This is a genomic window from Mycobacterium venezuelense (assembly GCF_054919535.1).
This window is the reverse complement of the sequence record NZ_JBONDW010000003.1, coordinates 82689-98220: the sequence shown is the minus strand read 5'-3', so window position 1 is coordinate 98220 and position 15532 is coordinate 82689. Positions and strand designations below refer to the sequence as shown.

The window sequence follows — 15532 nt, the reverse complement described above, 5'->3', positions numbered from 1 at the left end:
CCAGTGATCGAAAATGTCGTCGGCTTGATTCTCGCGATTCTCATCGCCGTATTCATCTTCGCCGCACTGCTGTTTCCCGAGAGGTTCTAGTGACTACCACTACCGCGGGGATCGTGTTCCTCGCGTCGCTCGTCGTGGCCATAGCACTGGTCCACGTGCCGCTGGGCGACTACATGTACCGCGTCTACACCGGCCAAAAAGATTCGCGGGCAGAACGATTCGTCTACCGGGCCATCGGCGCCGACCCGAAGTCCGAGCAGACCTGGGGCTCGTATGCCCGCAGCGTGCTCGCCTTCTCCGCCGTGAGCCTGCTGTTCCTGTTCTTCTTCCAGCTGATCCAGGGCCGGCTTCCACTGCACCTCAACGATCCCGGCACCCCGATGACCCCGGCGCTCGCGTGGAACACCGCCGTCAGCTTCGTCACCAACACCAACTGGCAGGCCTACTCCGGTGAGTCCACCCAGGGCCATCTGGTGCAGATGGCCGGGCTCGCCGTGCAGAACTTCGTCTCGGCCGCGGTCGGCATGGCCGTCGCCATCGCATTGGTGCGCGGTTTCGCGCGCCGGCACACCGGTGAGCTCGGCAATTTCTGGGTGGACCTGGTGCGCGGCATCCTCCGCATCCTGCTACCCATCTCGATCGTCGGCGCGCTCGTGCTGATCGCCGGCGGCGTCATCCAGAACTTCGCGCTGCATGACCAGGTGATCACCACGCTCAACGGCGCCCAGCAGACCATCCCTGGCGGCCCGGTCGCGAGCCAGGAGGTAATCAAGGAACTCGGCACCAACGGCGGCGGCTTCTTCAACGTCAACTCCGCGCATCCGTTCGAGAACCCGACGACGTGGACCAACTGGTTCGAGATCTTCCTGATCCTGCTCATCCCCTTCTCGCTGCCCCGCACGTTCGGCCGCATGGTCAACAGCACGAAGCAGGGGTTCGCGATCGCCGCGGTCATGGGCGTGATCGCGACCGCGAGCATCAGCCTGACCATGCTGTTCCAGTTGCAGCATCACGGCACCGTTCCGACCGCCGTCGGCGCGGCCATGGAAGGCGTCGAGCAGCGCTTCGGGGTGGCCGATTCGGCGGTGTTCGCGGCGTCGACGACGCTGACGTCGACGGGTGCGGTCAACTCGTTCCACGACTCGTACACGAGCCTGGGCGGGCTGATGACGATGTTCAACATGCAGCTCGGCGAAGTCGCACCGGGCGGTGTCGGCTCGGGCCTGTACGGCATGTTGATCCTCGCGATCATCACGGTCTTCGTCGCGGGCCTCATGGTCGGGCGCACCCCGGAATACCTCGGCAAGAAGATCACGCCGCGCGAAATCAAGCTTGCGGCAAGCTATTTCCTGGTCACGCCGTTGATCGTGTTGACCGGGACCGCGGTCGCCATGGCCATGCCCGGTCAACGGGCCGGCATGCTCAACACCGGGCCGCACGGCCTGTCGGAAGTGCTGTACGCGTTCACCTCCGCGGCCAACAACAACGGCTCGGCGTTCGCGGGCATCAGCGTCAACACCGAGTGGTACAACACCGCACTGGGTCTGGCGATGGTGTTCGGCCGCTTCCTGCCCATCATCCTGGTGCTGGCACTGGCCGGATCGCTGGCCAGCCAGGGCACCACCCCCGCATCGATCGGCACCCTGCCCACCCATCGACCGCAGTTCGTCGGGATGGTCGTGGGCGTCACTCTCATCCTGGTGGCCCTGACCTTCCTGCCGATGCTGGCACTCGGGCCCCTCGCCGAAGGAATCCACTGACATGTCCAACCCCCGCACCTCCGTGCCCCTCGAGCGTCACGCTGGAGTGGCTGCCGGGCCCGAGAGCCACTCTGGCGTGACAAACAAGGGCCAAGTGACCCACACGCCAGGCAAACCCAAGCCCGCCAAGTCCGTGCAAGGCGGCCTGCTCGACCCGACCATGCTGTGGCGCTCACTGCCCGACGCGCTGCGCAAGCTCGATCCGCGCACGCTGTGGCGCAACCCGGTGATGTTCATCGTGGAGATCGGCGCGGTCTGGTCCACGATCCTCGCGATCGTCGACCCGACGTGGTTCGGCTGGCTGATCGTCGTATGGCTCTGGTTGACGGTGATTTTCGCGAATCTGGCCGAGGCCGTTGCCGAGGGCCGCGGCAAGGCGCAGGCCGAGACGCTGCGAAAGACCAAGGCCGACACCATGGCCCGCCGGCTGAGCGACTCCGGAGCCGAGGAATCCATCCCGGCGCCGCAACTCCGGCAGGGCGACATCGTCGTGGTCGAGGCCGGCCAGACGATCCCTGGTGACGGTGACGTCGTGGAAGGCATTGCCTCGGTGGACGAATCGGCCATCACCGGCGAATCCGCACCCGTCATCCGGGAATCTGGTGGTGACCGCTCGGCCGTCACCGGCGGCACCACGGTGCTGTCCGACCGCATCGTCGTCAAGATCACGCAGAAGCCCGGCGAGAGTTTCATCGACCGGATGATCGCCCTCGTCGAAGGCGCCAACCGGCAGAAGACGCCGAACGAGATCGCGCTCAACATCTTGTTGTCGGCGCTGACGATCATCTTCGTGTTCGCCGTCGCGACCCTGCAGCCGTTGGCGATCTACTCCAAGGCCAACAACCCGGGTGTGCCGGACAGCCTCGCGCTCACCGCAAATGGCGTGAGCGGCATCGTGATGGTGGCGTTGCTGGTCTGTCTGATCCCGACGACGATCGGCGCGCTGCTGTCGGCGATCGGCATCGCCGGGATGGACCGGCTCGTGCAGCGCAATGTGCTGGCCATGTCGGGCCGTGCGGTCGAGGCGGCAGGCGATGTGAACACCCTGCTGCTCGACAAGACCGGCACGATCACGCTCGGAAACCGGCAGGCCGCGGCGTTCGTCCCGCTGACCGGGGTGTCGGCCGAGCAGCTCGCCGACGCCGCACAGCTGTCGAGCCTGGCCGACGAAACCCCCGAGGGCCGTTCGATTGTGGTGTTCGCGAAGCAGGAGTACGGGCTGCGCGCCCGCACGCCCGGTGAGCTCGCCACGGCCACGTGGATCGAGTTCAGCGCCACCACCCGCATGTCGGGTGTGGACCTGGACGGGCACAAGCTGCGCAAGGGCGCGGCGAGCGCGGTCGCGGACTGGGTGCGCTGCGAGGGCGGGGTCGTGCCTGCCGAACTGGGCAACATCGTCGACGGCATCTCGGCGGCAGGCGGCACACCCCTGGTCGTCGGCCAGGTGACCGACAAGGCCGAAGTGCTCGGCGTCATCCATCTCAAAGACGTCGTCAAGCAGGGCATGCGGGAGCGGTTCGACGAGATGCGCCGCATGGGCATCCGCACCGTGATGATCACCGGTGACAATCCGTTGACCGCCAAGGCTATCGCGGACGAGGCCGGGGTCGACGACTTCCTGGCCGAGGCCACGCCGGAGGACAAGCTGGCACTCATCAAAGAGGAGCAGGCCGGTGGCCGACTCGTCGCGATGACCGGCGACGGCACCAACGACGCGCCCGCACTCGCCCAGGCCGACGTGGGCGTCGCGATGAACACCGGTACCTCGGCGGCCAAAGAGGCCGGCAACATGGTCGATCTCGACTCCGACCCCACCAAGCTGATCGAGATCGTCGAGATCGGAAAGCAGTTGCTCATCACGCGGGGCGCGTTGACGACATTCTCGATCGCCAACGACATCGCGAAGTACTTCGCGATCATCCCGGCGCTGTTCGTCGGCCTGTTCCCGGGCCTGGATCTGCTGAACATCATGCGGCTGCACAGCCCGCAGTCGGCGATCCTGTCGGCGGTGATCTTCAACGCGATCGTGATCGTGGCGCTGATCCCCCTGGCGCTCAAGGGCGTCCGCTACACCCCGAGCAGCGCGTCAAAGCTGTTGAGCCGCAACCTCTACCTCTACGGCCTCGGCGGCATCATCGCGCCGTTCATCGGCATCAAACTGATCGACCTGGTTATCCAACTTCTTCCCGGGATGTCCTGACATGCAATTCACCAATTTGGTCCGCCAGCATGCAGCCGCGCTACGCGCACTGCTCGTGCTCACCGTGATCCTCGGTATCGCCTATCCGGTGTTCATCTGGCTGGTCGCGCAACTGCCGGGCCTCAACCACAAGGCCGACGGATCGATCATCGAAGCCGACGGAAAGCCTATGGGCAGCAACCTGATCGGCCAGCTGTTCACCGACGCCGACGGCAATCCCCTGCCGCAGTACTTCCAGAGCCGCCCGTCCGCGGCCGGGGACGGATACGACCCGATGGCGACGAGCGCAAGCAACCTGGGCCCCGAGAGCATCGTCGACCAACCGGACAAGCCGAGCCTGCTGACGCTGGTGTGCCAGCGGAGCCAGGCCGTCGGGGAACTCGACGGGGTCAGCGGAGCCCGCCCGTTCTGCACGGGAGACGGTGTCGGCGCGGTGCTCTCGGTGATCGGCCCGCGGGACTCCCGCGGAAACGTGATCCACCCGACCCGCGTGGTCAGCGTCAACGAGCCGTGCGATACGACGAAGACGCCGTTCCTCAACACCTACGAGGGCGTGCGGGTGGAATGCGCACAACCCGGCGAGGATTCCAGCGCCGGCCAGATCGTGCCGATCCACGGCAGTGCCGATGCGCAGGTGCCTGCCGACGCCGTCACCGCCAGTGGCAGCGGACTCGATCCGCACATCTCGCCCGCCTACGCCGATCTGCAGGTCAACCGGGTCGCCGAGGCCCGCGGCCTGGCGCCCGAGCAGGTCCGCCAACTGGTCGCGCAGCACACCGACGGCCGCACGCTCGGGTTCCTCGGCGAGCCCCGCGTCAACGTGCTGGAACTGAACATCGCGCTCGACGCTTTGTCCGCAGGTGGATGATGGGCTGGTGAGTACGTCGGCGCCGGCCACAAAACGCGGGGAGCTGCGCATCTATCTGGGCGCAGCTCCCGGCGTCGGCAAGACGTACGCGATGCTCGGGGAGGCCCATCGTCGCCTGGAACGCGGAACCGATCTGGTGGCCGCGGTGGTCGAGACACACGGACGCAGGAAAACCGCCGAACTGCTCGACGGCATCGAGGTCATCCCGCCGCGCTACATCGAGTACCGGGGCGGCCGCTTCCCCGAGCTCGACGTGCCCGCCGTGCTGGCCCGCAAGCCACAGGTCGTGCTGGTCGACGAGCTCGCCCACACCAACACGCCCGGCAGCAAGAACGCCAAGCGCTGGCAGGACATCGAGGAACTCCTCGACGCCGGTATCACCGTGATTTCCACGGTGAACGTGCAGCACCTGGAAAGCCTCAACGACGTCGTCACCGGCATCACCGGCATCGAGCAACAGGAGAAGGTGCCCGACGAGGTGGTGCGGGCCGCCGACCAGATCGAGCTCGTCGACATCACGCCGGAAGCTCTGCGGCGCAGGTTGTCCCACGGCAACGTGTATGCGCCCGAGCGGATCGACGCCGCGCTGTCCAACTACTTCCGCCGCGGAAACCTCACCGCGCTGCGGGAATTGGCGCTGTTGTGGCTGGCCGACCAGGTCGACGCCGCGCTGGCCAAGTACCGCGCCGACAACAAGATCACCGACACGTGGGAGGCGCGCGAACGCGTGGTCGTCGCGGTCACCGGTGGACCGGAGTCGGAAACCTTGGTGCGCAGGGCATCCCGCATCGCCTCGAAATCCAGTGCCGAGCTCATGGTGGTGCATGTCGTACGCGGCGATGGGCTGTCGGGTGTGTCGGCACCGCAGATGGGCCGGGTCCGCGAACTGGCGACGAGCCTGGGCGCGACGCTGCACACCGTCGTCGGCGACGATGTGCCCACCGCGCTGCTGGATTTCGCGCGTGACATGAACGCGACGCAGCTGGTGCTGGGCACCTCGCGGCGCTCACGGTGGGCACGGATCTTCGACGAGGGCATCGGCTCGACGGTCGTGCAGCAGTCCGAGAAGATCGACGTCCACATGGTGACCCACGAGGCCGCCAAGCGCGGCTTCCGGTGGTCATCGACCACGCCCCGGCAACGGCACGTCGCGTCCTGGCTTGCCGCCCTGGTGGTTCCGTCGGCGATCTGCGTTCTGACGGTCGCGCTGCTCGACCCGCTGCTCGGCGTCGGCGGTGAAAGCGCGCTGTTCTTCGTCGGCGTGCTCGTCGTCGCACTGCTCGGCGGTGTCGCGCCCGCCGCGCTGTCGGCGGTGCTGTCCGGGCTGCTGCTCAACTACTTCCTGATCAACCCCAGACACACATTTACGATCTCCGACCCCGACAGCGCGCTCACGATCGTCGTGCTGCTTGCCGTGGCGGTGGCCGTCGCCGCCCTGGTGGACGGCGCGGCCAAACGCGCCCGAGAAGCCCGGCGGGCCTCGCAGGAGGCCGAACTGCTGGCGCTGTTCGCCGGGTCGGTGCTGCGGGGAGCCGACGTGGCGGCCCTGCTCGAACGGGTGCGTGAGACGTACAGCCAGCGGGCGGTGAGCCTGCTGCGCGAGAACGACGGCCGCCCCGCCATCGTCAGCTGTGTGGGCCAGGATCCGTGTGTACAGGTCGACACCGCCGATACCGCCATCGAGGCCGGTGACAACGAGTTCTGGCTGCTGATGGCCGGGCGCAAGTTGTCCGCACGAGACCGCCGCGTGTTGACCGCGGTGGCCAAACAGGCGGCCGGGCTTGTCCGGCAACGGGAACTCACCGAAGAAGCCGGCAAGGCCAACGCGATCGCCAAGGCCGACGAACTGCGCCGCTCACTACTCTCTGCCGTCAGCCACGATCTACGCACGCCGCTCGCCGCGGCCAAGGCCGCGGTGTCGAGCCTGCGCAGCGACGACGTCGACTTCTCCCCCGAGGACACCGCCGAACTCCTTGCCACGATCGAGGAGTCGGTCGACGCGCTGACCGCACTGGTCGGCAACCTGCTCGACTCGTCGCGGCTGGCCGCCGGAGTCGTGCGACCGGAGTTGCGCGCGGTGTACCTCGAGGAGACCGTGCAGCGGGCACTGCTGGGAATCAGTAGGGGCGCCACGGGCTTCGGCCGCGAGGGTTTGGACCGGGTCAAGGTCGAGGTGGGTGACTCGGTGGCCATGGCCGACGGTGGCCTGCTGGAGCGGGTGCTGGCCAACCTGATCGACAACGCGTTGCGCTACGCCGTCGACGGGCCCGTGCGGGTGACTGCGGGACGCGTCGGCAACCGCATCCTGATCGCGGTGATCGACGAGGGACCAGGTGTCCCGCGGGGTACTGAGGAAGCATTGTTCGCGCCGTTTCAGCGGCTCGGCGACCACGACACGAGCAGCGGTGTCGGGCTGGGCCTTTCGGTGGCCAAGGGTTTCGTCGAGGCGATGGGTGGCACGATCTCGGCCACCGACACCCCGGGCGGCGGACTCACCGTCGAAATCGACTTGGCGGCACCGGCATGACGGTCAAGACCAGAGTTCTGGTGATCGACGACGAGCCGCAGATCCTGCGGGCCCTGCGCATCAACCTGTCGGTGCGTGGCTATGAGGTCAGGACGGCGGCCACCGGGGCCGAGGCATTGCGCAGTGCGGCCGACCACCGCCCCGACGTCATCGTGCTCGACCTCGGGCTGCCCGACATGTCGGGTATCGACGTGCTCGCGGGGCTGCGCGGCTGGCTTTCGGCCCCGGTGATCGTGCTCTCGGCGCGTACGGATTCCTCCGACAAGGTCGAGGCGCTCGACGCGGGTGCCGACGACTACGTGACCAAACCCTTTGGTATGGACGAGTTTCTGGCCAGGCTCCGCGCCGCGGTACGCCGGGCGACGGTGACCGAAACCGATCAGCCGGTGATCGAAACCTCGTCGTTCACAGTCGATCTCGCTGCCAAGAAGGTCACCAAGAACAACGCCGAGGTACACCTCACCCCGACGGAGTGGGGAATGCTGGAGATGCTCGTGCGCAACCGCGGGAAACTGGTCGGCCGCGAGGAGCTGCTGCGCGAGGTGTGGGGCCCGGCCTATGCCAAAGAGACCCACTATTTGCGGGTGTATCTCGCGCAGCTGCGCCGCAAACTCGAAGACGACCCGTCACACCCGGTTCACCTGCTGACCGAGGCCGGTATGGGTTACCGATTCCAAGAGTGAATTCTCTGCGACGAGCAGTGGTGGATGTCCCGAAACGGCAGGCCCTTCGGGTACGTTGGCCACTGCTCGCGGAGATCAGGGAGTCGGACGATGTTCGAACACGTCAAGTTCATGGTCGGCTTTGCCGGCGCCTACCGCCGGTCACGAAGTGCAGGCGCCGACCACGGCGATGCCCTCGACACCGCCGCGCGCGACATGATGTTGCGCAAACTGGACGACCGGGACGAGCCGACGGCAGACCCGCTTCCCGAGCCGGTCGCCGGGATCTGGCGGGACCCGGAATCGACATGTGCACTGGCCGACGGTGCCTGGTTCGGCGACGGATCGTTCGAGATCACGAGCAAACACATCAGTGTGCTGCGGCAGATGCGGTTCGGCTGGGACGGCGCCGAACGCGGTGCGCCGATGCTCGACCCGAAACGGCCGTACGGGCGAACGGATCTGCTTGCGCAACTCAGCGAGGTTTTCGGCTCTGACGATGCGCACGAACTCGCGTGCCGGCACGTCGAGATGTTCTACGTGCTGGCCCGCGTGTTGAAACACGGCGAACTCGCGCCCGGCAGATACGCGCTCGGCAATGTCAACCCGAGCGACGTGCGCCGCGCGCTGCGCGGCTACCCCGACGTGACCGATGCCGACCTCGGCCTCGACGCCGACGGCAAGGTCGCGATCGGCGACGATCATCTACGGCTGCTGCGTGCCATCGACATCCGCTGGCCTTCGGAGTACGACTGCGAAGACCGTCTCGCGGTCGGCGAATATCCGGCGGCCGCGGCGGACCCGAAGCGACCATACGGCGACTTCACGTTCATCGAGGTCGACATGGCCCGCGTCCTCGACGTCCTGCCGCCACCACCCGTGGAGGGGCCCGCGGTCTTCGAACCCAGCCCCGAACTCGCCGCCCGCCTGCAACGCCTGCACTGGCAAATGCTCGTGGCGATACAGGTGTTCGCCGAACAGGCGAACTTGGCGCCGGGCGTCTACTCGCTCGACGGATAGCGGACGATCAGCACGTCGCCGACCGCGTCGACCGACAGCACGCGGTAACCGTAGTAGTCGAACAGCGCGGTGATCCGGTCCGCGTCGCCCTGCAGCACGACACCGGGTCCCCAGTCCCGGTGCTCGACGTGCGTGCCCACCGCGATCGCCGGTTCCTCCGACGTCGGCGGAGTGCCACCGTCCCGGCAACGATCGCAGTTGCCGCAGGGCTCGGGCAGGTAATCGCCGAAGTACGCCAACAGGAACTGGCGACGGCAGTCCGGGGTCTCGGCGTATGACCGCATCATCTCCACGCGGGTGCGGTCGACGCGTTCGCCGATCTCGGCCATCTCGACGGCCTTACGCACTGCCTCGTCCTCCGCGAGGCCGGTGCCCGAGAATCCCGACCGTTCCGATACGACGGCGCCGGCCTGCTCCAAAAGGTTGATGGACGCCGTCAACGTTTTACCCCTCACCTCGAGTTCGTTTCGAACATCCTTGAGCCGCTTGGGCTTACGCCCGCGCAGGGCCGAGTACACCTGACGAAGCAGATCCTCGTCGACGTGCCGGGTGGCGAAGAATGCACCCAACGAGAGATCTTCGGCACGGTAGAACAACACCGCACGCGCCGGCTCGTCGTCGCGGCCCGCGCGGCCGACCTGCTGGTAATAAGCGTCAACCGAATCCGGAATCGAGGCGTGCACGACGAACCGGACATTCGGCTTGTCGATTCCCATGCCGAACGCCGAGGTCGCCACCACCACGTCGACCTCGTCGGCGAGGAAGCGATTGTGGACGTCATCGCGATCGGCCGAGCCGAGGCCCGCATGGTATTCGACGGCGGCGACGCCGCGTCGCCGTAACTGGTCGGCGTAGAACGCGGTGTCCTTGCGCGTGGCGCAATACAGCAGCCCCGGACGCTCCAATCCTTCGACCGCGTCGACGACGGCCTCGCGCTTGGCCGTGTCCTCGGTGTGGTGGCGCACCTCCAAGGCGATGTTCGGCCGATCGAAGCCACCGGCGATGACGACCGGCTCACTCAGTCCGAGCAACTCGACGATCTCGCGGCGCACGACCGCCGACGCGGTCGCCGTCAGCGCCGCGACCGGCGGCCGGCCCAGACGCTCGATCGCGTCGCGGACGCGGAGATACGTCGGACGAAACTCGTGGCCCCACGCCGAGATACAGTGCGCCTCGTCGACGACGACCAGTGCCGGGCCTGCGGCGGCCAGTCTGCCCAGTACGTCGTCTTTGACCAGCTGCTCGGGCCCCAGGAACACGTAACGGGCTTCGCCTTGCTCGACTGCGGCCCACGCTTGTTTGAGCGCAGTCGCTTTCTGGCGGGAGTTGATCGCGACCGCACGCGGTGCGTCGGCGCGTTCCAGTTGCGCGATCTGATCGTGCTGCAGTGCGATAAGCGGCGATATCACGAGCACCGGCCCGGACATCAGCACCGCGGGCACCTGGTAGATCGCCGACTTACCGGCTCCGGTGGGCATGACGGCTAGCACATCGCGGTTGTCCAGGATGGCCGACATCGCCTTGACCTGCTCGGGCCGCAACGCCTCCCAGCCAAAGACTTCGGCGGCAACGGATTCCAGCGAGTGTCGGTCGCTCATCGCGTCATCAGCGACAGCACGGCTCGATTGAGCCGTCGCCGCGGCCAGCCGAGTGCGCCTGCGCCGGCCAGCGCGGCCCTTGCGGCATTGCGGCCGCACACGCCGTGCACGCCGCCGCCGGGGATGGCGCCCGCGCTGCCGAGATAGACGTTGTCGACTGGCGTTTCGGCGCGCCCGAAGCCGGGGGCGGGCCGAAAGATCAACTGCTGGAAGAGCTGAGATGTCCCGCCGTTGACCGCACCGCTGTGCAGGTTCGCGTCACCGGCCTCCAAGTCCGACGGCCGTTGAATCGTCTTGCCGACGACGTGCTGACCGAAGCCCGGCGCGTACTCCTCGAGCACGTCGTCGACCCTGTCCGCCACGCGGTCCGCGGATGCGTCATCGGAAACCCCGCGTGGTAGATGCGTATAGGCCCAAGCACTTTCGGTGCCGGCCGGCGAACGGCTCGGATCGGCCGTGGTCATCTGGCCGAACAACATGAAGGGTTTCTCGGGCAGCGTCGCGGTGTTGAGGTCGGCCATCCACCGGATCAGGCCGTTGTGGTCGGCACCGACGTGCACGGTGCCGACGTCGTTCAGATTCTTCGATCGCCACGGTATCGGTGCGTCGAGCGCGTAGTTGACCTTCAACACCGGTGTGTCCCAGACGAACCGGCTCATGTCGCGCACCATCGCGTCGGGCACGGCGTCCGCCGGGAGCAGGTCGCGAAACAGGCGCGGCGCCGACGTATCGGCGATCACGGCCCGGCGCACGCGCACGGTCTGCCCGTCAGTCGTCCGCACCGCGACCGCACGGCCACCCCGAACCTCGATTCCGTCCACGTTTCGCCCGCAGTCGATGCGGGCGCCGGCCGAGCGGGCCCGGTTCACCAGGGCCGCCGTCAACTGTCCGGCGCCACCGACCGGGACCGGCCAGCCACCGTCCTGGGCCATCATGATGAGGAGGTATCCCATGACGCCGCTGCCCGGTGCGTCGATCGGCACATCGGCGTGCATCGCGTTGCCCAGCAACAACAATCGGGCCGCATCGCTGTCGAACAACTGCTCGGCCATCACACCCGCCGGCAGCAGCAGGAGGTGGGCCAGCTTGAGCGCGTCGGCGGTGCCGAGCGCGCGCAGCAACTGCACCAGGCCCCGCACCGGCGGGAACGGGGCGAACAACGCCGAGATGAGCGCCCCCTTGACGCGCTGCCACTGCTCGAACAGCGCGATCCAGCGCTCACCGTCGCCACCGTGGTGGTGATCCAGTTCCGCTGCGGTGCGGTCGATCTCGCGATAGATCACCGCGGCGTCCTCGTCGCCCGGCGAGCGCGGGTGTCCGACCACGGCGGGGGCATGCGACCACCGCAGGCCATGGTCTTCGAGCCGCAACGCCTTCAACGCGGGCGAGGCGACCGACAACGGATAGAACGCGCTGTACAGATCACTGACGTAACCGGGAAAGAGTTCGGCGCTCTTGACCGCGCCACCGGGCTCCGACTGTGCCTCCAGCACCTGGACATCCCAGCCCGCGTCGGCGAGCATCGCCGCGGCGACCAGGCCGTTGTGGCCCGCGCCGATCACCACCGCGTCTGCGCTGTCGCGGCTCATTCAGGCTCAGCCCGGCGTTCGGCGAGTGCCACCAACCGCTCCGTGCATTCGCGGTTGCGGGGGTAGGCCAGAAGCAGCGCGAGCCGTCGCGGCACCCAGTCGAGCGGTCCGCCGATCGGCACCTCCGCCATCTCGACGCGCGAGCCGGTTTCGGTATCGTAGAGCCGCAACGCGATTCGCGCGCCGCCGAACGGGCGGCCCTTCGCGCGCAGTACCAACTCCTCGCCGGGGACACACGACTCGACTTCCGTCTCGTCGTTGAGCACCACGGGCCAGATGCCGATCGTGTGGTGGATCTTGCTGCCCGGGGCCGGCCAGTTGGGGTCGACGGCGCGCATGCGGGTGTTGCCGACGACCCACTGCGAGTACGTCCACCCGTTCGCGATGACGTCCCACACCTGCTGCCGGGTTGCCGTGGTGTCGCGTTTGACAGTCAACGAACTGTCGACCGCCGCCGGTGTTGACTCCATGCTCGATGGCCCCTTTCAGTTCCGGATTCGGTCCACGGGAAGGGAAATCACGCGACTCGCGACTGCCTTGACCGAGTCCGGCAGCACACGGTTGGCCAGGCCCATGGCCTTGGTCATCACCGATTCCGCGACTACCTTGCGCTGCCCGCTCAGCAACGCCTCGTAGCCTTGCTTGGCGACTTCGGCCGGGTCATCTTTCGGCATGCGGCCGACAACGGTGTCGAGCATGTTGCCCCGCCGGAAGAAACTCGTCTCCGTCGGCCCGGGCATCAGCGAGGTGACCGTGATGCCGGTGTCGCGCATCTCGTCGTAGAGGGCTTCGGAGAATGACTGGACGAAGGACTTGGACGCGTTGTAGACCGTTTGCAGCGAGCCCGGCATCGTGGCCGCGATCGACGATGTGAACAACACCTTCCCCGATCCCCGCGCCGCCATGTCGCGCAACACCAACTTGGCCAGGTGCACCGTCGAACGGACATTGAGATCGACTATCGACAGGTCGGAATCAAGATCTCCCTCGACGAACGGGCCGGCCCGTCCGATACCGGCATTGAGCACTGCCACGTCCAGGGACCGCCCGTCGTCGGTCGCGGCGAAGTAGAGGCGCTGCACATCTTCGGGATTACGCAGGTCGACCTGAACGGCTCGCACGCTGCTGTCGCCTGCTCCGAGCTTGTCGGCGCTCGCCTCGATGGCGGCATCGTCGGCCGCGACGACGAGGTCGTAGCCGTCGTCGGCGAGCAGCTTCGCCAGTTCGAATCCGATGCCACTCGATGCCCCGGTCACCATCGCGAGCGGTCGTGTCTGCACCATGCCCGCTGGCTACCCGGACCCGCCCGCCTCAAACGTTGCGCAGCGTTTTGCGGGGTTGCACCAACGTTGCATGTGACGCGGATTACGGTTTGCGGTATGTCCGGCAATCGCGACCTCTACCGTGCCTTGTTCGACGCAAGCATCAACGACCCGACCACGTTCTGGGCCGACGCCGCGAAGGCGGTCGACTGGACCACGAGCCCAGAACGAATCCTGGACGACACGAACCCGCCGTTCTACCGCTGGTTCCCCGACGCCGAGCTCAACACCTGTGCCAACGCGCTCGACCGGCATGTGCCAGAGCGCGGCGACCGGGCCGCGCTCATCTACGACTCCCCCGTCACCGGGACCCAGCGCACCTACTCCTACCGCGAACTGCGCGACGCCACCGCGCAGTTCGCCGGCGCACTGCGCGAGCTCGGTGTCGGCAAGGGCGACCTGGTCGTGATCTACATGCCGATGATCCCGGAGGCAGTCATCGCGATGCTGGCCTGTGCCCGGCTCGGCGCGGTGCACTCCGTGGTGTTCGGCGGGTTCGCCGCGCACGAACTGGCCGCCCGCATCGACGACGCGCGGCCGACGGTCGTGGTGAGCGCGTCCTGCGGCGTCGAACCGACCCGGATCGTCGAATACAAGCCCATGCTCGACGCCGCACTCGACCGCGCTGAGCACAAGCCGCAGGCCTGCGTGATCCTGCAGCGCGAGCAGCGACCGTGCGACCTCGTCGAAGGGCGGGACCACGACTGGCGCGAACTGGTGGCCGGGGCCGAGCCCGTCGACCCGGTACCGGTCGCGGCGACCGACCCGCTCTACGTGCTGTACACGTCAGGCACCACGGGCAAGCCCAAGGGCATCGTCCGCGACAACGGCGGCCACGCCGTGGCGCTGCTGTGGAGCATGCGCCACATCTACGACGTGCAGCCCGGTGATGTGTACTGGGCCGCCTCCGACGTCGGCTGGGTCGTCGGGCATTCCTACATCGTGTACGCGCCGCTCATGCTTGGCGCGACAACCGTTCTCTACGAAGGCAAACCGATCGGCACACCCGATGCCGGGGCGTTCTGGCGGGTCGCCGCCGAGCACAAGGTCAAGGTTCTGTTCACCGCGCCCACCGCGATCCGCGCCATCAAGAAGGAGGATCCCGAGGGCACCCACATCGGTAAGTACGACCTGTCGGCGCTCAAGTACCTGTTCCAGGCCGGCGAGCGGCTCGATCCCGACACCTACCACTGGGCCGCCGACAAGCTGGGCATCCCGGTGATCGACCACTGGTGGCAGACCGAGACCGGCTGGGCGATCGCCGCCGACCCGATGGGCGTGGAACCGATGCCGGTCAAGCCGGGGTCGGCGACCGTGCCGATGCCCGGCTACGACGTGCAGATCCTGCGACCCGACGGTTCGCTGTGTGACGCCGACGAGGAAGGCGCCATCTGCATCAAGCTGCCGCTCCCGCCGGGCACCCTGCCGACGCTGTGGGGCGACGACAAGCGCTATGTCTCGTCATATCTGTCGGCGTTCCCCGGCTATTACCTCACCGGTGACGGCGGCTACCTCGACTCCGACGGGTATCTGTTCGTGATGGGCCGCACCGACGACGTCATCAACGTGGCCGGGCACCGGCTTTCGACGGGCTCGATCGAGGCCGTGCTCGCCGAGCATCCGGCGGTGGCCGAATGCGCGGTGATCGGCGTCGCCGACGAGATCAAGGGTCAGGTGCCGCGTGGTTTCGTGGTGCTCAAGTCCGGGGCTTCGGCGGAGGGGTTGAGCGACGAACTCGTCGAGTCGGTGCGCGAGAACATCGGCGCGGTAGCCGTTTTCAAGGCCGTCGATGTGGTGGCGGCGCTGCCGAAGACACGGTCGGGCAAGATTCTGCGAAAGACCATGCGCGGTATCGCCGACGGTCGCGACGAGCCGGTGCCGTCCACGATCGAGGATCCGGCGGTGCTCGAGGCGCTCAAGGACGTCCTGCGCGGCTGAGTTTCCCGCGATCAGACGCAGAGTCGCGCTCAGCAGGTGCGGATTCTG

Annotated in this window: 11 protein-coding genes; 7 read left to right on the top strand and 4 right to left on the bottom strand. The window is 67.3% G+C overall.

All coding sequences use genetic code 11. The features are described 5' to 3' along the window. The first annotated feature begins 89 nt into the window (after window positions 1-89). The 6 genes from kdpA to ACRCUN_RS05530 all read left to right on the top strand — a co-directional run bounded on the left by kdpA (window position 90) and on the right by ACRCUN_RS05530 (window position 9037). Entirely contained in the window at window positions 90-1760 is a 1671-nt protein-coding gene (gene kdpA, locus ACRCUN_RS05555) for a potassium-transporting ATPase subunit KdpA (protein ID WP_462140675.1), read from the top strand. A 160-nt stretch (window positions 1761-1920) separates the two neighbouring features. After that, window positions 1921-3960, top strand: coding sequence for a potassium-transporting ATPase subunit KdpB (kdpB, locus tag ACRCUN_RS05550; protein ID WP_462140969.1), 2040 nt, complete (start codon window positions 1921-1923; stop codon window positions 3958-3960). Between the two features lies 1 nt (window position 3961). Further along, window positions 3962-4828: a potassium-transporting ATPase subunit C gene (locus tag ACRCUN_RS05545; RefSeq protein WP_462140674.1), complete on the top strand. Its 867-nt coding sequence runs from the start codon at window positions 3962-3964 to the stop codon at window positions 4826-4828. Further along, on the top strand, window positions 4821-7355 hold the full coding sequence (locus tag ACRCUN_RS05540) for a DUF4118 domain-containing protein (protein WP_462140673.1): 2535 nt from the start codon (window positions 4821-4823) through the stop codon (window positions 7353-7355). Before ACRCUN_RS05545 ends, ACRCUN_RS05540 begins: the two co-directional genes overlap by 8 nt. After that, window positions 7352-8038: a response regulator gene (locus ACRCUN_RS05535; RefSeq protein WP_462140672.1), complete on the top strand. Its 687-nt coding sequence runs from the start codon at window positions 7352-7354 to the stop codon at window positions 8036-8038. The genes ACRCUN_RS05540 and ACRCUN_RS05535 overlap by 4 nt, the downstream gene beginning before the upstream one ends. Window positions 8039-8128: 90 nt before the next feature. Beyond that, on the top strand, window positions 8129-9037 hold the full coding sequence (locus tag ACRCUN_RS05530) for a hypothetical protein (protein ID WP_462140671.1): 909 nt from the start codon (window positions 8129-8131) through the stop codon (window positions 9035-9037). On the opposite strand, the gene ACRCUN_RS05525 is transcribed toward ACRCUN_RS05530, so the two are convergent. The 4 genes from ACRCUN_RS05525 to ACRCUN_RS05510 are packed head-to-tail and all read right to left on the bottom strand — an operon-like array spanning window position 9019 to window position 13507. Further along, the gene (locus tag ACRCUN_RS05525; protein ID WP_462140670.1) at window positions 9019-10635 is read right to left on the bottom strand and encodes a RecQ family ATP-dependent DNA helicase; all 1617 of its coding nucleotides are present in this window, start codon (window positions 10633-10635) and stop codon (window positions 9019-9021) included. The two genes, ACRCUN_RS05530 and ACRCUN_RS05525, sit on opposite strands and share 19 nt — an antisense overlap. Further along, on the bottom strand, window positions 10632-12224 hold the full coding sequence (locus tag ACRCUN_RS05520; RefSeq protein WP_462140669.1) for a phytoene desaturase family protein: 1593 nt from the start codon (window positions 12222-12224) through the stop codon (window positions 10632-10634). Before ACRCUN_RS05520 ends, ACRCUN_RS05525 begins: the two co-directional genes overlap by 4 nt. After that, window positions 12221-12694, bottom strand: a complete 474-nt coding sequence (locus ACRCUN_RS05515) for an SRPBCC family protein (RefSeq protein ID WP_462140668.1) — start codon at window positions 12692-12694, stop codon at window positions 12221-12223. The genes ACRCUN_RS05520 and ACRCUN_RS05515 overlap by 4 nt, the downstream gene beginning before the upstream one ends. A gap of 15 nt (window positions 12695-12709) precedes the next feature. Continuing rightward, window positions 12710-13507 carry an SDR family NAD(P)-dependent oxidoreductase gene (locus ACRCUN_RS05510; RefSeq protein ID WP_462140667.1) on the bottom strand — a complete coding sequence of 266 codons (798 nt, stop codon included), beginning with the start codon at window positions 13505-13507 and terminating at the stop codon, window positions 12710-12712. Between the two features lie 96 nt (window positions 13508-13603). Between ACRCUN_RS05510 and ACRCUN_RS05505 the strand changes: the two genes are divergently transcribed. Then, the gene (locus ACRCUN_RS05505; RefSeq protein WP_462140666.1) at window positions 13604-15484 is read left to right on the top strand and encodes a propionyl-CoA synthetase; all 1881 of its coding nucleotides are present in this window, start codon (window positions 13604-13606) and stop codon (window positions 15482-15484) included. Window positions 15485-15532: the final 48 nt, after the last annotated feature.

What these genes read in the sequence shown, in the direction of transcription:
- ACRCUN_RS05545 (WP_462140674.1), top strand. Translation starts at nt 3,962, where the DNA reads ATGCAATTCACCAATTTGGTCCGCCAGCATGCAGCCGCGCTACGCGCA.
- ACRCUN_RS05505 (WP_462140666.1), top strand. Translation starts at nt 13,604, where the DNA reads ATGTCCGGCAATCGCGACCTCTACCGTGCCTTGTTCGACGCAAGCATC.
- ACRCUN_RS05525 (WP_462140670.1), bottom strand. Translation starts at nt 10,635, where the DNA reads ATGAGCGACCGACACTCGCTGGAATCCGTTGCCGCCGAAGTCTTTGGC.
- ACRCUN_RS05510 (WP_462140667.1), bottom strand. Translation starts at nt 13,507, where the DNA reads ATGGTGCAGACACGACCGCTCGCGATGGTGACCGGGGCATCGAGTGGC.
- ACRCUN_RS05530 (WP_462140671.1), top strand. Translation starts at nt 8,129, where the DNA reads ATGTTCGAACACGTCAAGTTCATGGTCGGCTTTGCCGGCGCCTACCGC.
- ACRCUN_RS05520 (WP_462140669.1), bottom strand. Translation starts at nt 12,224, where the DNA reads ATGAGCCGCGACAGCGCAGACGCGGTGGTGATCGGCGCGGGCCACAAC.
- ACRCUN_RS05535 (WP_462140672.1), top strand. Translation starts at nt 7,352, where the DNA reads ATGACGGTCAAGACCAGAGTTCTGGTGATCGACGACGAGCCGCAGATC.
- ACRCUN_RS05515 (WP_462140668.1), bottom strand. Translation starts at nt 12,694, where the DNA reads ATGGAGTCAACACCGGCGGCGGTCGACAGTTCGTTGACTGTCAAACGC.
- kdpB (WP_462140969.1), top strand. Translation starts at nt 1,921, where the DNA reads ATGCTGTGGCGCTCACTGCCCGACGCGCTGCGCAAGCTCGATCCGCGC.